The 20,536-nt window shown below is 39.1% G+C and carries 16 protein-coding genes; 3 read left to right on the forward strand and 13 right to left on the reverse strand.

From position 1 onward, the window contains the following. Position 1: 1 nt before the first annotated feature. The 9 genes from PGN18_RS14460 to spt all read right to left on the reverse strand — a co-directional run bounded on the left by PGN18_RS14460 (position 2) and on the right by spt (position 10,327). Positions 2-622, reverse strand: a complete 621-nt coding sequence (locus tag PGN18_RS14460) for a sterol desaturase family protein (RefSeq protein WP_335320255.1) — start codon at positions 620-622, stop codon at positions 2-4. Between the two features lie 374 nt (positions 623-996). Next, positions 997-2,286, reverse strand: coding sequence for a DUF4833 domain-containing protein (locus PGN18_RS14465; RefSeq protein WP_335320256.1), 1,290 nt, complete (start codon positions 2,284-2,286; stop codon positions 997-999). 10 nt (positions 2,287-2,296) lie between these two features. After that, complete coding sequence (locus PGN18_RS14470) at positions 2,297-4,840, reverse strand: DUF5686 and carboxypeptidase-like regulatory domain-containing protein (RefSeq protein WP_335320257.1); 2,544 nt, start codon at positions 4,838-4,840, stop codon at positions 2,297-2,299. Beyond that, entirely contained in the window at positions 4,841-5,215 is a 375-nt protein-coding gene (locus tag PGN18_RS14475; protein ID WP_335320258.1) for a GtrA family protein, read from the reverse strand. A 2-nt stretch (positions 5,216-5,217) separates the two neighbouring features. Next, on the reverse strand, positions 5,218-5,673 hold the full coding sequence (locus PGN18_RS14480) for a phosphatidylglycerophosphatase A family protein (protein ID WP_335320259.1): 456 nt from the start codon (positions 5,671-5,673) through the stop codon (positions 5,218-5,220). Further along, positions 5,673-6,998 (reverse strand): inositol-3-phosphate synthase, encoded by a 1,326-nt coding sequence (locus PGN18_RS14485; protein WP_335320260.1) that lies wholly within the window; start codon positions 6,996-6,998, stop codon positions 5,673-5,675. The genes PGN18_RS14480 and PGN18_RS14485 overlap by 1 nt, the downstream gene beginning before the upstream one ends. Positions 6,999-7,017: 19 nt before the next feature. After that, positions 7,018-8,007 (reverse strand): NAD-dependent epimerase/dehydratase family protein, encoded by a 990-nt coding sequence (locus tag PGN18_RS14490; protein WP_335320261.1) that lies wholly within the window; start codon positions 8,005-8,007, stop codon positions 7,018-7,020. Then, positions 8,004-9,125, reverse strand: a complete 1,122-nt coding sequence (locus tag PGN18_RS14495; protein WP_335320262.1) for a hypothetical protein — start codon at positions 9,123-9,125, stop codon at positions 8,004-8,006. The genes PGN18_RS14490 and PGN18_RS14495 overlap by 4 nt, the downstream gene beginning before the upstream one ends. Continuing rightward, entirely contained in the window at positions 9,122-10,327 is a 1,206-nt protein-coding gene (spt, locus tag PGN18_RS14500) for a serine palmitoyltransferase (RefSeq protein WP_335320263.1), read from the reverse strand. The genes PGN18_RS14495 and spt overlap by 4 nt, the downstream gene beginning before the upstream one ends. Positions 10,328-10,870: 543 nt before the next feature. Between spt and PGN18_RS14505 the strand changes: the two genes are divergently transcribed. Continuing rightward, positions 10,871-11,767 (forward strand): AraC family transcriptional regulator, encoded by an 897-nt coding sequence (locus tag PGN18_RS14505; protein ID WP_335320264.1) that lies wholly within the window; start codon positions 10,871-10,873, stop codon positions 11,765-11,767. A 186-nt stretch (positions 11,768-11,953) separates the two neighbouring features. On the opposite strand, the gene PGN18_RS14510 is transcribed toward PGN18_RS14505, so the two are convergent. The 4 genes from PGN18_RS14510 to PGN18_RS14525 form a co-directional block, all read right to left on the reverse strand. Then, positions 11,954-13,030: a phytase gene (locus tag PGN18_RS14510; RefSeq protein WP_335320266.1), complete on the reverse strand. Its 1,077-nt coding sequence runs from the start codon at positions 13,028-13,030 to the stop codon at positions 11,954-11,956. A 2-nt stretch (positions 13,031-13,032) separates the two neighbouring features. Continuing rightward, complete coding sequence (locus PGN18_RS14515) at positions 13,033-14,292, reverse strand: right-handed parallel beta-helix repeat-containing protein (RefSeq protein ID WP_335320267.1); 1,260 nt, start codon at positions 14,290-14,292, stop codon at positions 13,033-13,035. 22 nt (positions 14,293-14,314) lie between these two features. Further along, positions 14,315-17,092, reverse strand: coding sequence for a TonB-dependent receptor (locus tag PGN18_RS14520; protein WP_335320268.1), 2,778 nt, complete (start codon positions 17,090-17,092; stop codon positions 14,315-14,317). 259 nt (positions 17,093-17,351) lie between these two features. After that, on the reverse strand, positions 17,352-18,956 hold the full coding sequence (locus tag PGN18_RS14525; RefSeq protein ID WP_335320269.1) for a tetratricopeptide repeat protein: 1,605 nt from the start codon (positions 18,954-18,956) through the stop codon (positions 17,352-17,354). A 425-nt stretch (positions 18,957-19,381) separates the two neighbouring features. On the opposite strand from PGN18_RS14525, the gene PGN18_RS14530 reads away from it, so the two are divergent. Continuing rightward, a complete protein-coding gene (locus tag PGN18_RS14530; protein ID WP_335320271.1) occupies positions 19,382-19,741 on the forward strand; it encodes a hypothetical protein in 360 nt (119 codons plus the stop codon). A 91-nt stretch (positions 19,742-19,832) separates the two neighbouring features. After that, entirely contained in the window at positions 19,833-20,528 is a 696-nt protein-coding gene (locus PGN18_RS14535; RefSeq protein ID WP_335320273.1) for an ABC transporter ATP-binding protein, read from the forward strand. Positions 20,529-20,536 lie beyond the last annotated feature (8 nt).

A 20,536-nucleotide genomic window follows, 5' to 3' on the forward strand; every position in this document is an offset into this window, starting at 1 on the left:
ATTATTTCTTATCAAAATTAGACCTAAAAATATGGTCCCAAAAAGTCCAGCTTACCCCATAACCTTTTGTCGAGTCGGAATAGTGGTGAAGCATATGATGTTGCTTTAGCTTTTTCCAGAAACCGTTTTTAAAATTAGCATGGTGAAGTGCATAATGCACCATATCGTAAAATAAATAACCGATCATAAATCCTGAAAAAAACGGATAAACAACGTTATCGGGCAATAACCAATCGAAAAGAAAGTAAAAGCCTAAAGCCATTGGAATGCTGGCAGAGGGTGGCATTACCAACCTTTTGGCATCATTAGGGTAATCGTGATGTACCCCATGAAAGATAAAATGTATTTTTTTGCCCCATTCGGCTTCGGGTTCGAAATGAAAAACATAACGATGTAAGATGTATTCGGTAATGGTCCAGATACCCAGACCAAACAAAAACCAGCCAATAAAGCTTAAAACCGGCATTTCAATTTCCCATAGCGCTTTCCAAAAAAGAAAGCCAATAACTGGAACATATACAATCAACGGCACATAAAAACGAACTTTTGAGAGGCTTTCCATAAAGTCGTTTTTAAACATCCTGATGGATGCGGTTGAATTGGAAACAAAATTCTTTTTCATGATAATTTATTTAAACTGTTCTTCGCTCCGCTCATTTAATCGTCATCCTGAATTTCCGCCCCGTCAGTCGGACGGGTGTTTCAGGATCTCCCTAACAACTTATTATTTTAAATACAGGCTCTTTGTTAAAGATTCTTCGTTGTAATCAGAATGACAATTAACATTAATCCGGTCTTCATCTCGACTGGAGCTCACCGATTCTTCATCGGAAGCCTGCCCGTACAGGCGGGGAGAGATCTATCTCGTTAGATTTACCGACCCCGTTCGAAATGACAATTCGAGAGAGATTGCTTTGTCGGCTGAAAAAGCCTTCTCGCAATGACAGGCTTGGTGGGAACGCCTCTCTCAAAACGCCCGGCACCAATCGCCCTCCGCTACACCTTAATCCTTTCCACCAAAACCTTCGAAGGTTCCGAAGCATCAAAACCTTTTATTTCTACATATTTCACGTTCGGAAACCAAAACGTCCCGCCCTCAATCCGCAGGAATATTCTTTCCAACTGCATTTTTTTATTGTTAATAGTAGCGAAAACATGGTATTTCTTATCAGTACCAGATTTATTCAAATACATCGGCAGTTTTTTATGAGAGGTAAACCGCAATTCAAACTGACCGTTCCCTAAATCTTTGCTGATTATGCCATAAGCAAATTTTCGCTGAATATAATTCAGTTCTTTCTTTTCACCCTTATCTCCGTAACGAATCCAAAACACATTTACGGGTTGGTCTTTATTCACTTCACCATGTTTATCTACATTTAACTGGCAAATAATGGTGTTGGTATTCGGATCTCGCTGTAAATAAAACAATTGATTGCTAATGTCTTTCGGCGTTGGAAATGTAATCGGAGAAGGGTCTGATCCTTGCGCATTGGCACTAAAAGAAAATACTCCGATCAAACTTCCCGTAAATACCAAACCCGCAATTAAGGCCGCTTTATTGTTTCCTTTTCGCTCGCTAAATTCTTTTGCTTCCAGACCTTTTTTAGCCTCTTGCAAACGTTTAATTGCTGTAATATTTGTCAATACGGCCATGATTGTGATTGGCATGGTAAAAATCGACATGGTTTCGAATACATGAAAAGAAATTCCTGGCACATACAACTTGTAATTGCCACCAATAAAATGACCGGCAATACCACAAGCAATGGCAAAAACACCAATCGTTACCACCCGTTCCGGCCGCTGCATTAAACCACCTTTACACTCCACTCCTAATCCCTCGGCCCTTGCACGGGTATAACTCACCATCATCGAACCAATTAGCGCAACGAAAGCAAAAAGCGAACTCAAAAAATAGTGATGTGCCACTAAGTAATAACAGATACCTAAAAACATAATCATTTCGCTATAGCGATCGAGTACCGAATCGTATAAAGCGCCAAACTTCGAACTCATATTGCCCAATCGCGCCACCTGACCATCCAACATATCGAACAAACCAGCAAAAAGTACCAACGCTCCTCCCCAACCGATGTAAGACATGTCGCCGCGATTAGATTTTTCGGCACCGAGCACAAAAATGATGGCTACGCCAATATTCAGGATCAGCCCAATAGTGGTTACCGCATTAGGTGTTAAACCGATTTTGATCAAGCCCTTCACAAAAGGATTGATTACCTTATAAATGCCCTGTTGCAGGCTGTCCCTTAGCTTTTTTTCCATGATTTATTTTTTAAAAATCAAATTTTACCCTTGCCCTTATTCCCCATTCTGAAACTTCCGGATTGTTAAGATAGTTAAAACGCTTGACTAGATCGACCCTTAACAGTTTAAAGATATTACCCACGCCAACACTACCTTCCATATAAGGATCGTTGCCAAGTGCATAAGTACGCTGTGCCCCGTTTTCGTAAATCGGCAACTGATATAAACCCGTTTGTAAATTTGGATTATTTTCATTCCTTAAACCGCCATACAAGGCTTTAAAGGATACCACTTCCCTTAATTTCAAACGTTTAAGCAGTGGCACTTTGTTAAAAAAGAAACCGTTAAAATTATGGTCGATATTGATGCTCACGTAATGATCACTAACAAACTCAAGGAAGTTCATCAGGTTGTAGGAGTTGAGCTGATAAGCATAAGTTTGGTTGGCGCGGTGGATATCCAATAAAGGAAATGGCACTTTTCCGGCAATATAACTGCCTTCTACTGTGACATCGCTATAACCTAACTGTGACAGATAAAAACGTTTATCAATACTGCCCAATAGGTTGTGGTAATTGTATTCGCCTCCAAGCACCCCTCTTAAACCTGCGGTATAACGCAAATTAGATACCGGATATCGATCGGCAATGGGAACACGATAAATTTTGCCCTGGTAAAACTTTTCATTTGGGGCGTATCTAAGCTGCAGTGATACCTCGCTGGTGGTTAAGCGGTTTACCAGTTGATTATTTTCATTCAGGTAACTTAATCCGCCGGCTGGTGTCTGACTCCACTTTTTAAAACCCAGGTTATATGAAAAGTGATTTTCGAACTCCTTTACATAATCTAGACGATAAAAATCGTTGTATAACAACATATCATTTACCCCACGTTTAAACGAGAGCAGAAAATTATCTTCCTGAACAAACTGCAGTTCTTGTCCAGGTATTTTGGTATCACGCTGAAAACTAGCCCTAATATAGTTTTGAGGAAATTCATAGATCGATTTATTGTTTAATGAATAAGTTCCGGAAAGGAAAAACTTCCATTTCTCGTCTTTTATACCGTAGGCTAAATAATTTTCAAAATAGTAGCGTTTGCTAAGCTCTGGGGTTGTTCGTCCGCCAAACCGTAGCCTTAACCCCTCTACATTATTAAAGCTGTAAAAGGTATTTACCGGACCAATTTCGTAAGGGCCAAGGTTTTGATATCCAGCAAACAAAAGGGTAACAATTTTCATTGTCCGCTTAAAAGATGGCAGATTTTGCAGGGTATCGATATTACCGTAAATTTTCAGCTGGTTGCTGGAAATGGTATCTAACCTATTTTTCTCCCAAAATTTGTTATCCTTTTTTGCTGCATCGGCCAGTACAACGGTACTTTTCCCTTGAAAAATAGTATCGGGCAGTACCGTATCAAACTGGTAATTTTTAAAAGTAACGCTACGCTCACCTGTAAAGCCAATGCCTTTGGTTTTACCGATACCAAAATCGGCCAGTAAATTGCTTTTGCTCAAACTGTATTTGCCTTTATCATTCGGCTCAAAATTCAGATCGATTTTTAGTGCGCGCACAAAGTTGAGGTTGATATTTTTGTTCACCCCAAAAGAAGCTCCGGTAACAGCATAATGGCTATCATTAGTGACATAAATCTTCCCTTCAAACAACATATCGTTTGTATTACGCGGAGTAAAAGACAGCTCTATAATTTCAGGCTTCTGTGTTTTGATGGTATCGGTAATAAAAAACTTATAAAAAGCGGGGGCACCATCTGCAATCGGACTCAAAAATTCATTACTGACAACGGAGATATTGTTTTTGTAAATATCGATATCCTGGTACATTCTATCGAAATAAGTTTTCATTCCCTTATTATCGATATAACGGCTATCAAACTGAACCTGTTTTTCTCCTATTATGATGGTTTTGTTCTTTTCCGGATTTTTGCTCAGGTAATTATCGGCCAGTTGCTCCTGAATATAAATCGGAAGAAGATTTTTTCCACCGATCAATGTCGAATCCTGCTCCTGAAACAGAAACTGGTAATTTCTGAAGATTTTTTTATGCTTAAACTTATCTGACACATTACTCAATGAGAACAGCATTTTTTCATATTGCCTAAAAGAAACAGTATTGTAGCTCTTAATACGGTTTTCATCTTTATGCGCAATTACCTGGCGAATCAATTCTACCGCGGGGTTATCTTTGTTACGGTATTTTATCTTTTTACCGCCCACAACAGTTACATCATCCAAGACTCTCGAATCGGGCACCAGGGCAACATCAAGTTCTTGCGTCGCAGAGGGAACAGTGTTTTTAATAATAGTACGATAACCTACATAATTGAAACTGATCTCGCTTTGGGGATTTGGAGAAACAACGACATATTTCCCGTTCGCATCGGTCTGTGTACCGATCTGGGTATCTTTAAAAAAAACCGAAACATTGGGCAGCGTTTCTTTGGTTACGGCATCGCGTACAGTACCGGACACAATAGTTCTTTGGGCAAGAGCATTTACCTGCAAAATAAAACAGAGCGTTAAGAATAATAAAAATGAATAAATCGGTTTCATTTAATTGGAAAAAATAAACTGCTTTTGCATGATATAATTGTAGCTTACGCCCGTTAAAATGGAGCTTAAAACTTTGGCGAGTACGTAATTGAGATTAAAAAAATGGGTGAGCATAAATACACCTGCGGTTACGATGATCAGGTTACCTGCCCATACCAAAACATATTTCAATATCTGCCACTTGATGGCTGTAGATTTACTTTGAAAAACCCATTTACGGTTCACGTAAAAATTAACTACACCACCCGAAATGGTACCGATGATGCTTGCTGCCAGGTACCACCATCCGAAAAGGTTTACCGCAATAATGGTGATGCCGAAATCGGTTGCAGAAGCTAATAAGGATGAGGCCTGTGCTTTTAGGTAGGTAAGCATGTTTAGAAAAATTCAAAAACCACTACCACTTGAAGTATAACATTTGCATAAATTCCAGCCAGTACATCATCAGCCATTACACCCCAACCACCTGGCAATTCTTCTAATTTGCGGATACCAAATGGTTTCAGAATATCAAAAAGCCTAAAAAGAACAAGCCCGATTAAGGTATACTGCCATTTTAAAGGCACAAATAATAGGGTAATGCACATTCCCGCCACTTCATCAATTACTACCCGGTTATGGTCTTTACCCCAAATCTCTTCTACCCTGTCAGCACTCATTATCCCAATGATTACAATTAACATGGTGAGTAGTATTGGCCATAAATAGGGATTGGTATAAGGGCCCTGGAAAAGGTGCCAGCATATGCAGGTTGCTATAGCAGCAAAGGTGCCAGCACCTTTGCCGATATACCCGATTCCCAGAGCCGTTGAAAGAAATTTATGGATAAACACTATACCGTTTCTATCAGTTCTTCTTCGTAATCCTGACCTAGATGGGTGATTAATTCTTCGCCCATAATGTAACGTAAGGTATTCTGAAGTTTCATTAACTGTTTAAAAATGTCGTTTTCTGCAGGTACACCCGGGATTGTTTGTGGCGATTTCAGGTAAAATGATAACCATTCCTGAATACCTGAAAGGTTTGCACGTTTAGCCAGATCGATAAACAAAGCAAGGTCTAATACTATCGGCGCAGCCAAAATTGAATCGCGGCAAAGGAAATTGATTTTGATTTGCATTTTATAACCTAACCAACCGAAAATATCGATGTTATCCCAGCTTTCTTTGTTATCACCGTGAGGCGGATAATAATTGATCCTGATTTTGTGATACATATCGCCGTACAGATCATGATTGAGCTCTGGTTTAAAGATATCTTCCAATACCCCCAGTTTTGATACTTCTTTGGTTTTAAAGTTATCCGGATCGTCTAACACCAAACCATCGCGGTTACCTAGAATATTATCAGAGAACCAACCGTTTACGCCTAACGAACGTGCTGCTAAACCAGGTGCCAAAATGGTTTTCATTAAAGTTTGACCAGTTTTGAAATCTTTACCTGCAATTGGGGTATCGGTTTCTTTAGCCAGTTCAATTAAAGCAGGAATATCAACCGTTAAGTTCGGTGCACCATTAGCAAACGGAATTCCTAATTTTAACGCCGCATAAGCATAAATCATACTTGGCGCAATGCGCAAGTCGTTATCTCTTAAACCTTGCTCAAATGCAGCCAATGACTCATGCACTTCTGATGGTTCGAAATAAATTTCAGTAGATCCACACCAAACCAGTACGATACGGTCGCAGTTGTTTTCTGCTTTGAAATTTTTAATATCTTCCATTACAGCTAAAGCCAGTTCGTAACGGTTATCGATATCTTTTACATATTTACCATCAAGGTTTTTCACGTAATTTCTGTCGAACGCCGCACGCATGGGTTTAATGGCCTGTAATTCTTCGCGTACATCGCGCAAAAGGTTGGCATCCAATACACGGGCATTCAATGCGGCTTCGTAAACGTTATCTTCGTAGACATCCCAGCCACCGAACACTAAATCTTCCAGATTGGCTAAAGGAACAAAATCTTTAATTTTTGGCTCTTTTTTTTCGGTTCTTTTACCCAAACGGATAGTTCCCATTTGCGTTAATGAGCCAATGGGTTTCGAGATCCCTTTTTTTATTGCAGCCACCCCGGCAATCATCGTTGTTGCTACAGCGCCTAATCCTGGCATTAATATTCCCAGTTTACCTTCGGCTGCTTTTACTTGTTGTTTCATTCTATTTTTATTTAAAATCCTATAACCAATTATGTTTACGGTACCAGTTGATGGTTTCGTTTAATCCCTTTTCCAATCCGAACCGGGGAGCAAAACCGAAATCTTTCTGAATATTTTTAATGTCGCAGACCCAGTTAAGGGCGGTGAGTTCTTTTATCTTATCTACATTTAAAGCCGGAATCTTATTGAAAGTGCCATACAACCGTTCCATCCCCCAGGCAAGGCCTTTAATGATTTGCAAAGGCACATTTACAATCAATGTGTTTTTGTTTAAAGCCTTGCGCACGTAGGCAGCCAGTGCCGATCGGTTATAAACTGCTCCATCAGATACATTGTAACTTTTACCAACCACATCAGATGCGAGTGCATTTATGATGATATCAGCCAAATCGGTGGCATATACAAAGCTTAATTGCTGTTCCTGTTTGCCGATATATAGCTCCAGCCCTGCTTTAATCGTTTTAATTAATATGAAAATGTCTTTCTCGCGCGGTCCATAAACTGCCGTAGGCCTGAAAGTAATTAGTGGCAGATCCTGAATCTGGGCCAGATATGTTTCAGCAAGTGCTTTGCTGATGCCATAATTGGTTACCGGATTTGAAGCCCCATTGTCAGTGAGTTTTTCATTTTTCTGATCTAAAGGCCCCAGTGCAGCCAGACTACTGATAAATACAAATTTCTTGATGCGATATGCTGATTTCGATGCGGCTATCGCTAAATTCCTGGTATATATGGCATTGATCTTATTGTAATCTTCCAGATTCTTTGCCTTTGTTACCGCAGCGGCATGCACAATGTAATCGTATCTTTTTTCTTCTATATTTTCTTTTAACAGGTATATAGACGAGAGATCAAGGTTAACATAGTTTATCGGAAAATCTTTAAGATGTGCTGCATTGGCTGAATGACGCACATTGGCGTATACTTCAAGATCTTTGGCCAAAGCAGATTTAATCAGGTGATAGCCTACAAACCCAGTTGCTCCCGTAATCAACACCCGCTTTTTCATATCGCTTTCTCTAAAATCCTGTATTTACGATATAACTTTCCACCAATATCTTCAATGGGTTTATTAATTAAATCGTTATGATCTAAAGTCCAGCTGGCTTCCGCATATTTCATGTTTTTAGCTTTGAAATGTTTAATGATGCGACCATAAAGACAGGCTTCAATCCCCATTTTACGGTAACCATCTACCACGCCAAGCAATAAAATACGGATGCCATCAATTTTCTTTTTATTGGCCAAGAGTTTGATTAAACCTGTCGGAAACAACCTTCCCCGTTTAATTTTAATTAGAATCTGATTGATATCGGGTATAGCCAGTGCAAAGCCTACAATTTTGCCGTGCTGCTCTGCCAGGATACAAAATTCGGGGTCGAGGATCAGCTTCAGGTCGTTTGCCGTATAATCAAATTCCTTATCCGTCATGGGTACAAAACCAAGGTTTTTATCCCATGCTTTATTGTATACTTCCCTCACCGCATTACATTCTTCCTTGAATTTCTTCATATTGATTTTCCGGAGAATGATATCATTCCGCATCAAGCGTTCCTCTATCCTATCCAACAATTTGACCGACCTTTCGCTATAGTTACCGGCAGTGTAGCGATAGGCCCGTAAATCGACGTTCTTTTGAAAGCCGATTTGTTCCAAAAGCGGCAGATAATATTTGGCATTATATGGCATCATGGCTACTGGCGGCCCATCAAAGCCTTCAATGAGCAAGCCACATACTTCATTGGTAGAGAAATTTACCGGACCTAAAACTTTGGTTAATCCCTTTTGTCTTAGCCAATCCTGCGCAGCTTCAACGAGTTGCTTAGCTACGGTTGCATCATTGATACAATCGAAGAAACCAAAAAATCCGTCTTTTGATTCGTAAACTTTATTATGATTGTTATTATTGATTGCAGCAATCCGTCCTACTATTTTACCTCCGTCATAAAGCAAAAAAAGCTGAATTTCAGAATGTTCGTAAAAAGGATGTTTACCTGGGGTAAGTAGATCGCGCTGGGCGATAAAAAGTTCGGGTACATAATTTACATCGCCTGCATACAATTCGTGTGGAAAATCTACAAATGCGGCTAATGCTTTTTTACAAGAAACCTTTACCAGTTCTCTCATGATTGACTACCCACTAATTCTACATCAACAGCCTTAAAAGCTGCACTTAACTTGGCTATGGCCGATTCAATCTGATCGAAAGTATGTGTAGCCATTAAAGAAAACCTGATCAAAGATGAATCTGACGGTACTGCAGGAGAAACCACCGGATTTACAAATACCCCATTTTTTTGAAGGATATTCGTAATCATGAAGGTTTTGGTATTGTCGCGAATATAAATGGGAATAATAGGGCTATCGCTGTGCCCGATATCAAAACCTGCATCGAGCAAAAGTTTCTTCGCATATGCTGTATTGGCCCAAAGTTGATCAATCCTTTCAGGTTCTGATTCGATTATATCCAGTGCAGCGATCACACTGGCAACAGCAGATGGCGGCATACTGGCGCTGAACATGAGTGAGCGGGCACGGTGTTTAATATACTCGATGGTTTCGGTATTGCCGGCTATAAAACCACCCAACGAGGCCAGTGATTTGCTGAAAGTGCCCATAATGAGATCGACATCTGCTGTGAGATTGAAGTGTGATGCCGTTCCTGATCCATTAAAACCAATTACACCTAGGCTGTGTGCATCATCCATCATAATATTAGCGCCAAATTCATTGGCAATTTCTACCATTTCAGGAAGATTTACCAAATCGCCTTCCATACTAAAAATCCCGTCAGACACAATCAGTTTAGCGGCATCTTCAGGTAACCGGCTTAGTTTCCGGCGAAGATCCTGCATATCATTATGCGCATATTTAATGGTGCGGGAAAAGGCCAAACGGCTACCGTCTATAATAGAGGCATGATCGTATTCATCCAACAACAGATAATCGTTGCGGTCGAGCAAACAGGATATAACCCCTAAGTTGACTTGGAAACCGGTACTAAAAAGCACTGCAGCCTCTTTACCTACATATTCGGCCAGGCGGTTTTCCAGTTCAAGGTGGATATCGAGTGAACCGTTCAAAAACCGCGATCCTGCACAACCAGTTCCATATTTTTCAATAGCTGCTTTGGCGGCTTCTTTTATTTTGGGATGATTGGTTAAACCTAAATAGGAATTTGAACCAAACATGAGTACCTTTTCTCCGTTGATCACCACCTCGGTATCCTGACCGGATGATATGGACCTGAAATAAGGATATAATCCTTTTTCCTTTATCACCGCCGCATCCCTAAAAGAGGCAATTCTATCTTGTAATTTTTTACGCATGCTGAACACTTATATTCTTCAGTTTTTAAAACCCTGTTCTGAAACATTGATCTGCAATCCAAATACTACATGTAGAAATAAAAATCATCGATGTAGATTAAGGCTGCATTAACCAAATGATTTGATCACACAATTTTAGTGTGTAACTGAGGGCAAAAAAAGGTTCAAATGTGGGATATATTGGTCAAAAAGTTGGATTGGCAAAAAGTGACATTCAGATGAATTGACCAATTGACATTCTGACTTTTATTATAAAATAGTAAAAAAGTTAAAAAACATTAATTAAAGCATAACATACATCATAATAAACTGTTTTTAAGCATTTTAAACATTTTAAAATATTAATCAAAAACTCAAAAATCAATCAGAAATTAGTCATTTAAAAAAAATAATATTGCAAAATTAATTACGAACATTACATTTGCCACATTAAAAATCCGACAGATAAAGGGCAAAAACTATCCAAAAAAGGGGTGGGTGAAATTGTAGTGCAAAAGATGATTGGATCTGTTAAGAAATTATTAAAAAACATCGAACGATTTTATGCAAGAAGATTTACTCACCAAAACCATTTCAGAAAAAAGCCATGAGGAAGCGCTTTCGTTAAATGATGGCCTGATGGCAAAAATACATCATAGCACAGATCCGAGTTATTGCAGTTCGGAGCCGTTTCGGGTATCAAGTTATGCGCTAATCCTGATTACTAAAGGAAAAATGAACTTGCGGATAAACTTTACAGAACATGTATTAACCCAAAGAGATATTTTGCTCATTTTTCCACATGCGGTTTATGAAATTAGAGATAACAATGATGTTTCTTTTATCAGCATTCATTTTAGTGAAAGTTATTTGAAAACCAAGGGTGTATTTTTCAATAGTGGCGAAGCTTACCGAATGTTCCAGACCAATCCTATTCATAAATTCTCATTATCAAAAGAAGAGCATACATTCATTTATTATGATATGCTTGCCCTCCACAAAAAATTGAACGTACCTAAAGATACGCCTCAGATTAAAAATATTGTCCACAACAGCTTCTTAGAACTATTGTACGATATTTTCCTGTTAAAAAACAAACAGAAAGATGCATTGCCTTTTGTGCATGATAGCAAGACAGAACTTACGAACCGGTTTTTATCGCTTGTATCAGAAAACTTTAAGAAAGAAAAACGTGTTATTTATTATGCCACCCGCTTACGCATTACCCCCAGGCATTTATCGCAGGTGGTGAAACAGGTAACTGATAGAACGGCAGGTAAAATTATTGACGAAATGGTGATCAGGGAGGCAAAATTATTGCTTACGAGCCATAAAATGAATATTTCGGAAGTTGCAATGGAACTACGCTTTAGCAACTCCTCTTTTTTTGGTAAATACTTTAAAAAACAGACGGGAATTACCCCGTCTGAATATAAATTATCGAATAATATTGCAGTTTAAATAAATAGGCTTCACCTCGACCGGAGCAACGAGGCGTGCCCGGCCGTATGGACAGGCACGCCTGCACGGGCAAGCACCGAGGTCAAGATGACGATTAACTGAAAACCTGCCATTTAATTTTTTTGGTACTGTTAATTTCGACCTATTAACAGCATCAATAAAAAATCGTCATTGCTCAGTCTGGTATTACCTGTTTACATTTAGTTTTTTACCTGCTATATCCTCCCATCTATAAAAATGAAAAGTTTTATCATCACTCATCGCCACTAACAAACCATGTTTAAAATCGTTATTCAAAGGAGCTGAAACCACATCAATACCATCCGTTTGGTTAGCTGAATATTTTATGGTAGTTAACAGTGTATGAGAATTATTTGTATTGGCTTTAGCCACCCGATCATACACTTTTAACTGTCTGGCACCCTGATCGGATACCAGGATATATCCTTTATTGCCCTGGGTTTTATAAATAGCGATACCTTCATTGTCCACGGCAAAATCGCCTTTCCCAAATAGTGCCAGTTCTTTATTCCCATTGGCCGGATCTGCATAATACTTGCGTATCCCTACCTGCTCATCGCAATAATAAACAAAGCCCAATTCGTTGTCAACGGCAATGGCTTCGATTTCTTTTTTGCCGCTATACATTCCAAATTTCCGCACTAAATCTGCTTTAACATTCCCCTCTCCGTCATCTGCCAATGCATATTGCCAAAGATAACCTCCGTTTTTAGGTCCGGTTTTACGACCAACAATGGCATAAATTTTTCCGGAAGGATCGGTATACATCGCAATACCCATCAAATCCCGGTACTCTGCTCCTGTTTCGCCAACAAAAACCGGAATTCCACCATTGTCTATTGCTTTCATATCTGGTAGAGAAAAGATCCGCAGTTTATGGGTATAACGTTCGGTTGTGACTGCAATATCTATCTTCTTTCCTGCTAACGGCAAACCATAGGCAATATCCACGTTGTTAGGTCGCTTTAAGCCCTTAACCGTTTTTGACTTGATGATTTTACCTTTCAGATCGAAGACATACAAACCACCGTTGGTATCTTTATCGGTACCGATGACCAAAGATTGCGCAGGATCGTTCGGGTTTACCCAGATTGCCGGATCATCTGTATCAAAATCAACAGGATCAGATACATACAATGGTTTTACAGTTGTATTATTTACATTTTGCGCACCTCCTTTGCAAGAAATGGCCAGACTTAAAACCGCAAAAGCGGCAAATTTTAATATATGGTGATGTTTCATTTTTATATTTTAGTTCCGTATGCACCCACAAATGTAGATGGTGAAGGTGAGACATAGGTAATTCCATTTTTCATTACAATGCCAGCTTTGTGATGACGGTTAAAATTGGTAATGCCATTACCTAAAGCCGGCGAGTTACCCTGGAGGTGAAAATCCCATACGGTATTGAAATCGGCATTGGTAACCGACGTATTTAGGGGATAATTCACAAATTTAGGATCATTTGTACCGGCAACCTTACTGATCACATCGTTTTTACCACCCACAATATCGCCCGTTGGCTGAAACTGATTTACAGTAGTTTGATCAAAACCATAATACCAGTTATTGCTGTAAGCTGAACGGCTATCTTCAGGCTTTTTCGGATCTCTTTTCACGCCAAAACGGGTATTGGCAAACAGGTTATTGTACAGATCGGCACGCACGGTGCTTTCCAACCAGATGGATCCACCTTTGGCCGTTGGTCTTCTCCAACCTGTATTTACCATGGTATTGTTATAAGCAATAATATAGGTTTGTGGCGTTTTATCTCCTGTATTCGATAATTTTAATGCGTTGGTATTCGTACTATAAACTAAATTATAGGCGATATCTGCTAAACAGCCCGATTTAAAGTTCATGGCCTCTCCTCCGGTTACACCCGTGGTGTAAAACACATTATTGGCAAAAATAATTTTTCCGCCCTCAATGTAAGTACAATCCTCCTGGAGGTTTCTGAAGATGCTATTCTGAACGACTAATTTGCCATTGGCGTTGGAAAACCAGAGTGCAGGTAGGTTTTCTCCCGCTTTGGCTTTATAAAGCCCCATTTTAACCGAGGTTGATGCATCTGAAGTTGTAGATCCACCATATTCGAGGATAACATGATCAAGTACCAGCTCCTCACAAGTTGGTCCGGCCAAAAGACCGCCCCAAAGCTTTCCGAATTTTTTTGATGCGGTTTTATAAAATTCATTTACCGTAAACCTGATTGGATTTTCTGCAGTTCCAAGCGCATACAGATTGCCTTTTATCACAATTTCTGGTTTGGCAACCGTATCCATCAGCACCGTTACCCCTTCTTCAATCGTTAGCGTTTTCCCTTCCGGGATAACAATGTCACCTTTTATTACCTGTGTACTTCCTTTTGCCCAAACTCCGGAAACCTCACCAATTGCTGAGCCATCAACAGCAGTGGTATCCACATCTATATTGGCTTTTTCACATCCTGCCAGAGCCATTACAACAAGGATTAATAATGTAAAAATCTGATTTGATTTCATGTCTTTGTGTTCTTAAATACTATTAATTAAATTTATACCTAAAGCCAATAAGATAATTTTGGCCATAATAATCGCTCCTAATCAAGGTATTTCCATTTTTAACCAAATCTTCTTTGATATCGTTATTTGCAGGATTTGTACCTTTTATAAATAATTTAGTTGGGGTATTTAGAATGTTATTGGCTTTTATAAAAACACTGATTCCACCTTTGAAACGCTTTTCGGCAGAGGCATCTACCTGTATAAATCCTTCCTGCCACAAATCGTTATTTAAGAATTGTGAAACAGTGTTGATGCGTGGGCCCGTGTAAGCACCAGCAACCTGAGCATCCCAGCCTTTTTTAGTGTCTTTAAACAATATAGAAAGGTTGGCAATGTGCGCAGACTGACCATAAAGCGGACGCTCCTGGTTAACATTCGCAGGCTCCGTATCGCCGTTAGTGCTATTGATCACCCTGGTGGTCTTCGTGGTGGTAATGCGCGAATGGGTGTAAGTGTAATTGGCCTTTACCCCTATTTTACTAAAATACTTGATATAATCCACTTCTGCGCCAAAGTTTTTGGCCGTGCCAAAGTTCCCTGGACTATAATAAATATCCTGACCGCGAACAGCATCAGCCTGAAAAGTATATTCAATTGGATTTTTTATTCTTTTATAGAAAGCACCAACTAATAATTGCTCGGAAGCGCCAGGAAAAAGTTCATATCTTAAATCGAAGTTATCGGCCAATGCACGTTGTAGGTTTGGATTACCACGTTCCTGAAATTCTTCATTAACTACTTTTCCGGGTACAATTTCGTAAAAGCCGGGGCGGTTAAGTGCTTTGTAATAAGATGCATGTAACTGCGCTTTTTCAGTTAAAAAGTATTTTGCAGTCAAACTCGGTAATACGTCTGTATAAATCTGATTTCCTTTTGGAAAAGATTCTCCTGCTGCAAAAAGAAGATGATAACCCTGATTGGTATGCTCTACTCTTGCTCCACCAATTACTTCCAATTTAGCGGAAGTATATTTAAACATTCCATAACCAGAAGTGGTTTGCTCGGTCGCATCGTAGGTAAGCGAATTGGCTACCGCACCTGTTGGATTGCTGACTACCAAATTCAAGTCGGTATAGTTTTGGAAATTTACGCCATAAATATCATTTGCATGATCTGCTCCCTGGGCCATGTTATAATTATTAAAGAAGCTGCTCCTTTTTTTATCGCGGTATAAACCTCCAGCCATAACATCCAGTTTATTTTCGCCAGCTAAAATATGGTAGGTCAAATCCAGGTAACCTGCTAAATCCTCATCGGTATTACGCTCCCATCTGCGGGTAACCGGGTTGGTATTGACTAAACTGGTGCGTTTGCGCTGAAAATTCTGCTCCAGGCCATTCAGGCTGATACTGGTATTTTCAGGCACATCGTTTTTGGCTGAAGAATAAACAGCCGACCACTGTATCTTAAATTTATTATCCAAAAATTTATGGTCGCCATGCAGCGTAGAATTATAAATCTGTTGCTCTGTTAAACGGCTTCGGGTATCAAAAACCAGTTGTGCATTTCCTGCTATCGGATCATAATCCTTATTATACGTAGTGGTTACGGCATCTCTAACCTGCTGGTTTTTCAGGTTAACATACACATTGTAAAAACTGATCTGATGGTCTTTGTTCAAAACATAATCAAGCTTTGCATGCAAACCGGTACGCTGTTGCTGTTCAGAAAATTCACGGTAACTTTTACTGGTAATGGTGGCATAGGCATCTGTACCAACTACCGAATTATTATAAAACGTACTGTTGCTGCCGCGATAGGTATTTTGATAACTTCCTGCTATTACCACGCCTAATTTATTATCTAAAAAGCGTTTACTTAAAGATAAACTTCCGATTAAATTAGGAGCAGGATTTTTGAACTTATAATCAAGTGTTCCTTTGGTAAAATCGTTTTGCGTAGCATTATAGTTTTTCCCGTTTACTTCGTAAGGCGATTTATAATGAATACCTGAAGCATTGTAACTGGTAAACTTACGGTCGAAAAACAATTGACTGTACCCGGCAGAAACGTTGGCATCTACCTGCAGTTGGCCTGGTGCATTTTTCATCACCATATTAATCGCCCCGCCAATCGCATCGCCCTCTAAATTTGGCGTAAGGGTTTTATAAACCTCTAAACGGTCGAGCAGATCAGCAGGAAAAAGATCGAGCGGAACGTAACGGTATTTATTATCGGGACTTGGGATTTTAACACCGTTTACCAAAGTATAATTATAGCGTTTATCCATTCCTCTTAATATGGCATATTGCCCATCGCCATTGCTATTGCGCTCTATAGACACCCCTGAAATACGCTGCATCACATTCGCAACCGTTAAATCCGGTGAAATTTCAATCGCCCGGCCAGATACGATGTTCATCAGTTGTGGTGCATTTTTTTCTAAACGTCTTGCTCCCTGATCAGTAGAACTAACTGCATTTGATTTAATAGTGATATCGTCAAGACTTTTTGAATCGCTCTCCATGTAGAACTTTAAGTGATCGTTATCTTCTTTCAGGATCACAAAGGTTTTTACTATGGTTCTGTAGGTAATGTAGCTTACACTGATTTTAGCAGCGCCTGCTTTTACGTCCTTAAATTCGAAAGTACCATCTAATCCGGTATTGGTTACGCGTCTCGGGTTTTCCAAAACCACTGTTGCACCAACAATGGCCTCGCCAGTTTGCTTATCGTAAACGTGGCCTTTCAATTTTGTGGCGTGAACGGTGCCCGCACAAAAAAGAAGTAAAAACAGAATTTGTAATAGTTTATTCATTGTGTTTGGTCATGTCTTTTTATTATCGACAGGCAAAGGTGTGTACACCATGTTACACAAAGAAATTATTGAGGTTACATAAAGGCAACAACGTTACAACCGGCATATATCAAAAGGCAACACAAAATCGCAAATAAATGAATTTCAATTAATTAAACACAACAAAAAGCGCCGTTATGCTTTTATTACCGTTACATTAACAAATTGTTAAGCCCTATAAGTGTCAAAAACGACGTGAATATTAAACCTGATGTAACGGTTATAACGCCTGAATAAATGCTGATAAATTATCGCCTTGAGCTAGATTTAGTTTTTTTCTCAACCTATATCTCGATACTCTTAAGCTATCAGTTGATATACCGAGCAAGGTTGCAATATCGCCAGAATCGAGATTCATTTTTAATAGTGCAATCAAGCGCATATCTGCTGAGGTAAGCTCATGGCTATATTTTTTAAGACTTTCGAGAAATTGATGGTGCACCTGTTCGAAAGCAACAGTAAATTCTTTCCAATTGCGTTCGTGATTAAAGCTCTGATTAATTTCGGTGAGGATCTGGTTCATTTGCTTTTTCTGATCGCGTTTATCCTCTTTAACCATAGTTTGTAGCGTACTTCTTAAATTTTCTAAAAACTGGTTATGCTTAATCAGATTTAAAGTGTGGGTAGATAGCTCCCTGGTTTTAACCTCCAGCAATTGTTTCAGATTTTGCTCTTCAAGTTGGAGATTTTTAAGCTCGAGGCTGGTCATCTCGTGTTCTATTGCCTGCTGCCTTGCCAGCATCTGCTGATCTTTTAACTTTAAACGTTGCCTGCTGAAAATAACAAAGCTTAAAACAACCATCAAGATCACCACGATGGTAGAAGAAAAAGCAACAATACGGTTTACCTTCCGGTCATTTTTCAGTTTAATAATCTCATCCGATTTTTTATTGATATCATAAAGCACCTGCAAAAATGCCGCCTGCCTGGCGCCATCCACTGAATACAGATCAATGGTATATTTATACCCAAGTTTTACATAGTGGTAGGCGCTATCCATATTGTTCAATAACTCATAGGCCTTGCCTAAATCTCTGCAGCAAGAACTTAACTGATAAATATTACCCATCTTTTCGGCAAGTTTTAGCGCGGTTTGAGTTTGCACAATACTTTCCCTGTAATGCCCGGTTTTACGCAAAATATCGCCTAGGTTATTAATGACCTCAATACTCCCCAGTTTATCATGATCTTTCTGATATAAATCCAGTGACTGTTTAAAGTGTACATATGCAGAATCATAACGCTCCAGATCTTCATAGATACTACCCAGGTTTTCGTGTATTTTTGCAGCCGTACTTTTATCGTTGAGCTTTTCGTTTATTTTTAAAGCCATCTTTTGATAATAAAACGCACTATCATAAAGCTGCCTTTTTTCGTATAATTGCCCAATATTACCTAAAACGGTTATCTGACCTCTCAAATTATTCAGTCTTTTATATATGCCAATGGCTCTACTATAGCTATACATAGCCTTATCTTTCTGCTTCATATAATAGTAAAGCACACCGGCATCGTTAAGGTTGGCGGCCATTAACTGTGGTTGATCGGTATTACCGAATATTTTATCTGCTTTTAAAAAAAACTCTAAAGACTGACTGAAATGGCCTTGTGTATAACAGATCTTGCCCATCTGCTGCAAACATTTGCCTTCTAATAGCTCGTCATTATCGTCTATAGCTTTGGCGTATATTTTTTTTAATCGGGCCAGTGCCACAGTTGGATCTTTTTGATTCAACGCAATAATCGATTCAAATCTGTCTTCCCCTGCATTTATGTTGGAGATGAAAAAAAGAAAAAATATCAGTATAGTAATGTGTTTAATCATGTTAAAGCAATTATCAGGCAATGCAGAACAAAGAAAGAACGTACATATTAACTTAAGGTTAAGTTGAAGTATCAAGTGAAATGATGAAGTGGTTCATGGAATCTTTTTTCTCTGAGTTTTAAGTGGTATTACTGTCAGATGGAAACATCAGAAACCACAATTAGAGACCCTGAGATAAATTACCTTCGGTGAGCTCGCTAAGGCTCGGTTCAGGGTGACGATGCAGAGAAAATTCTTTCTTTTAATTTTAAACTCTCTTAACCGTTTTCATGTCAGATAGAAACACCAGACACCACAGAAAAATAAATTCAGGACGACGATACTAAGTTGAAAATATCTGCCCAAGATCTTTAAAGACATGTCATTAATCGAGTTCGGATTAATAAAAGGTTTGATTTTAATTTTTTAAATGTAACTTTGTTGCATTGAATCATGCAAAGAGTAAATATCGCCGTGAAATTTTTACCCAAATATGGGCGGTATTGTTATTGGCGGTGTTCCTCAACGCAACGCTGATAGAAAGTCTTCACCACCACGCCGCGAGAGAGACCTCACACCAGACATCACATTCAAAATATAGTGTACAACAGGTTTCGGCTAAGTTAACCTGTAAACTCTGCGAAGTGGTGAAACACCAATCGCACCTTTTTGATCACCCTGTACCGCTTGTATATCTTTTACCCCTAAATAAACCAGGTATTAAGCCCTGTGTTTACCTGATAAAGCAACCTATTGCTTACATTTTATCTTTTAGTAATAAAGGGCCACCAAATTTGATGGCCTAACCTCAAAAGCAGGTTTAATAAGTCATTCGGCAAATTTATTTTGTTTAATTCGCAGCTGTATACGGCATGTACCTACATTTTCTATATATTTATGCTTCAAGCTATTTCATTATCTAAAAATTACGGAGCTTATCAGGCTCTAAACCAACTTAATTTAACTGTTAACGCTGGCGAAGTTTTTTGCCTTTTAGGCCAAAATGGCGCAGGTAAAACAACTACCATTAATTTATTTCTCGGTTTTATTGAACCAAGCGCCGGTAAAATTTTAATTGATGGTAAGGAACTGGGTGCGCATGATCACGAACGCCGCAAACACCTGGCCTATATACCTGAAGTAGTAATGCTTTATGGTAACCTTTCGGCCATGGAAAACCTTGATTACTTTTCGAAACTGGCAGGTTTTAATTATGAGACTAAAAGCTTAACCAATTTTTTAAATCAATGCGGTTTACAAGAATCGGCTCACCACAAGCGCCTATCTGGTTTTAGTAAGGGGATGCGTCAAAAAGTAGGTATTGCAATTGCCTTGGCTAAAAATGCGAAAATTATTTTAATGGATGAGCCCACCAGTGGCTTAGATCCAAAAGCAACAGCAGAGTTTACAACATTGGTTAAACAATTGGCTGCCGAAGGTAAATCAATCTTAATGGCAACGCATGATATTTTTAATGCCGTAAATGTAGGTTCGCACATCGGCATTATGAAACAGGGCGAATTGATCCATACCCTTAAGGCAAGCGAGATCAACGCAACCGACCTACAGGAATTATATTTACAAACCATATAATAAAATCA

The sequence above is a fragment of the Pedobacter terrae genome, from assembly GCF_036946585.1.
GTDB classification, from domain to species: domain Bacteria; phylum Bacteroidota; class Bacteroidia; order Sphingobacteriales; family Sphingobacteriaceae; genus Pedobacter; species Pedobacter terrae_C.

Coding starts and splice junctions, on each gene's coding strand:
- PGN18_RS14460 (WP_335320255.1), bottom strand. CDS start 622: ATGAAAAAGAATTTTGTTTCCAATTCAACCGCATCCATCAGGATGTTT.
- PGN18_RS14465 (WP_335320256.1), bottom strand. CDS start 2,286: ATGGAAAAAAAGCTAAGGGACAGCCTGCAACAGGGCATTTATAAGGTA.
- PGN18_RS14470 (WP_335320257.1), bottom strand. CDS start 4,840: ATGAAACCGATTTATTCATTTTTATTATTCTTAACGCTCTGTTTTATT.
- PGN18_RS14475 (WP_335320258.1), bottom strand. CDS start 5,215: ATGCTTACCTACCTAAAAGCACAGGCCTCATCCTTATTAGCTTCTGCA.
- PGN18_RS14485 (WP_335320260.1), bottom strand. CDS start 6,998: ATGAAACAACAAGTAAAAGCAGCCGAAGGTAAACTGGGAATATTAATG.
- PGN18_RS14490 (WP_335320261.1), bottom strand. CDS start 8,007: ATGAAAAAGCGGGTGTTGATTACGGGAGCAACTGGGTTTGTAGGCTAT.
- PGN18_RS14495 (WP_335320262.1), bottom strand. CDS start 9,125: ATGAGAGAACTGGTAAAGGTTTCTTGTAAAAAAGCATTAGCCGCATTT.
- spt (WP_335320263.1), bottom strand. CDS start 10,327: ATGCGTAAAAAATTACAAGATAGAATTGCCTCTTTTAGGGATGCGGCG.
- PGN18_RS14505 (WP_335320264.1), top strand. CDS start 10,871: ATGCAAGAAGATTTACTCACCAAAACCATTTCAGAAAAAAGCCATGAG.
- PGN18_RS14510 (WP_335320266.1), bottom strand. CDS start 13,030: ATGAAACATCACCATATATTAAAATTTGCCGCTTTTGCGGTTTTAAGT.
- PGN18_RS14515 (WP_335320267.1), bottom strand. CDS start 14,292: ATGAAATCAAATCAGATTTTTACATTATTAATCCTTGTTGTAATGGCT.
- PGN18_RS14520 (WP_335320268.1), bottom strand. CDS start 17,092: ATGAATAAACTATTACAAATTCTGTTTTTACTTCTTTTTTGTGCGGGC.
- PGN18_RS14525 (WP_335320269.1), bottom strand. CDS start 18,956: ATGATTAAACACATTACTATACTGATATTTTTTCTTTTTTTCATCTCC.
- PGN18_RS14535 (WP_335320273.1), top strand. CDS start 19,833: ATGCTTCAAGCTATTTCATTATCTAAAAATTACGGAGCTTATCAGGCT.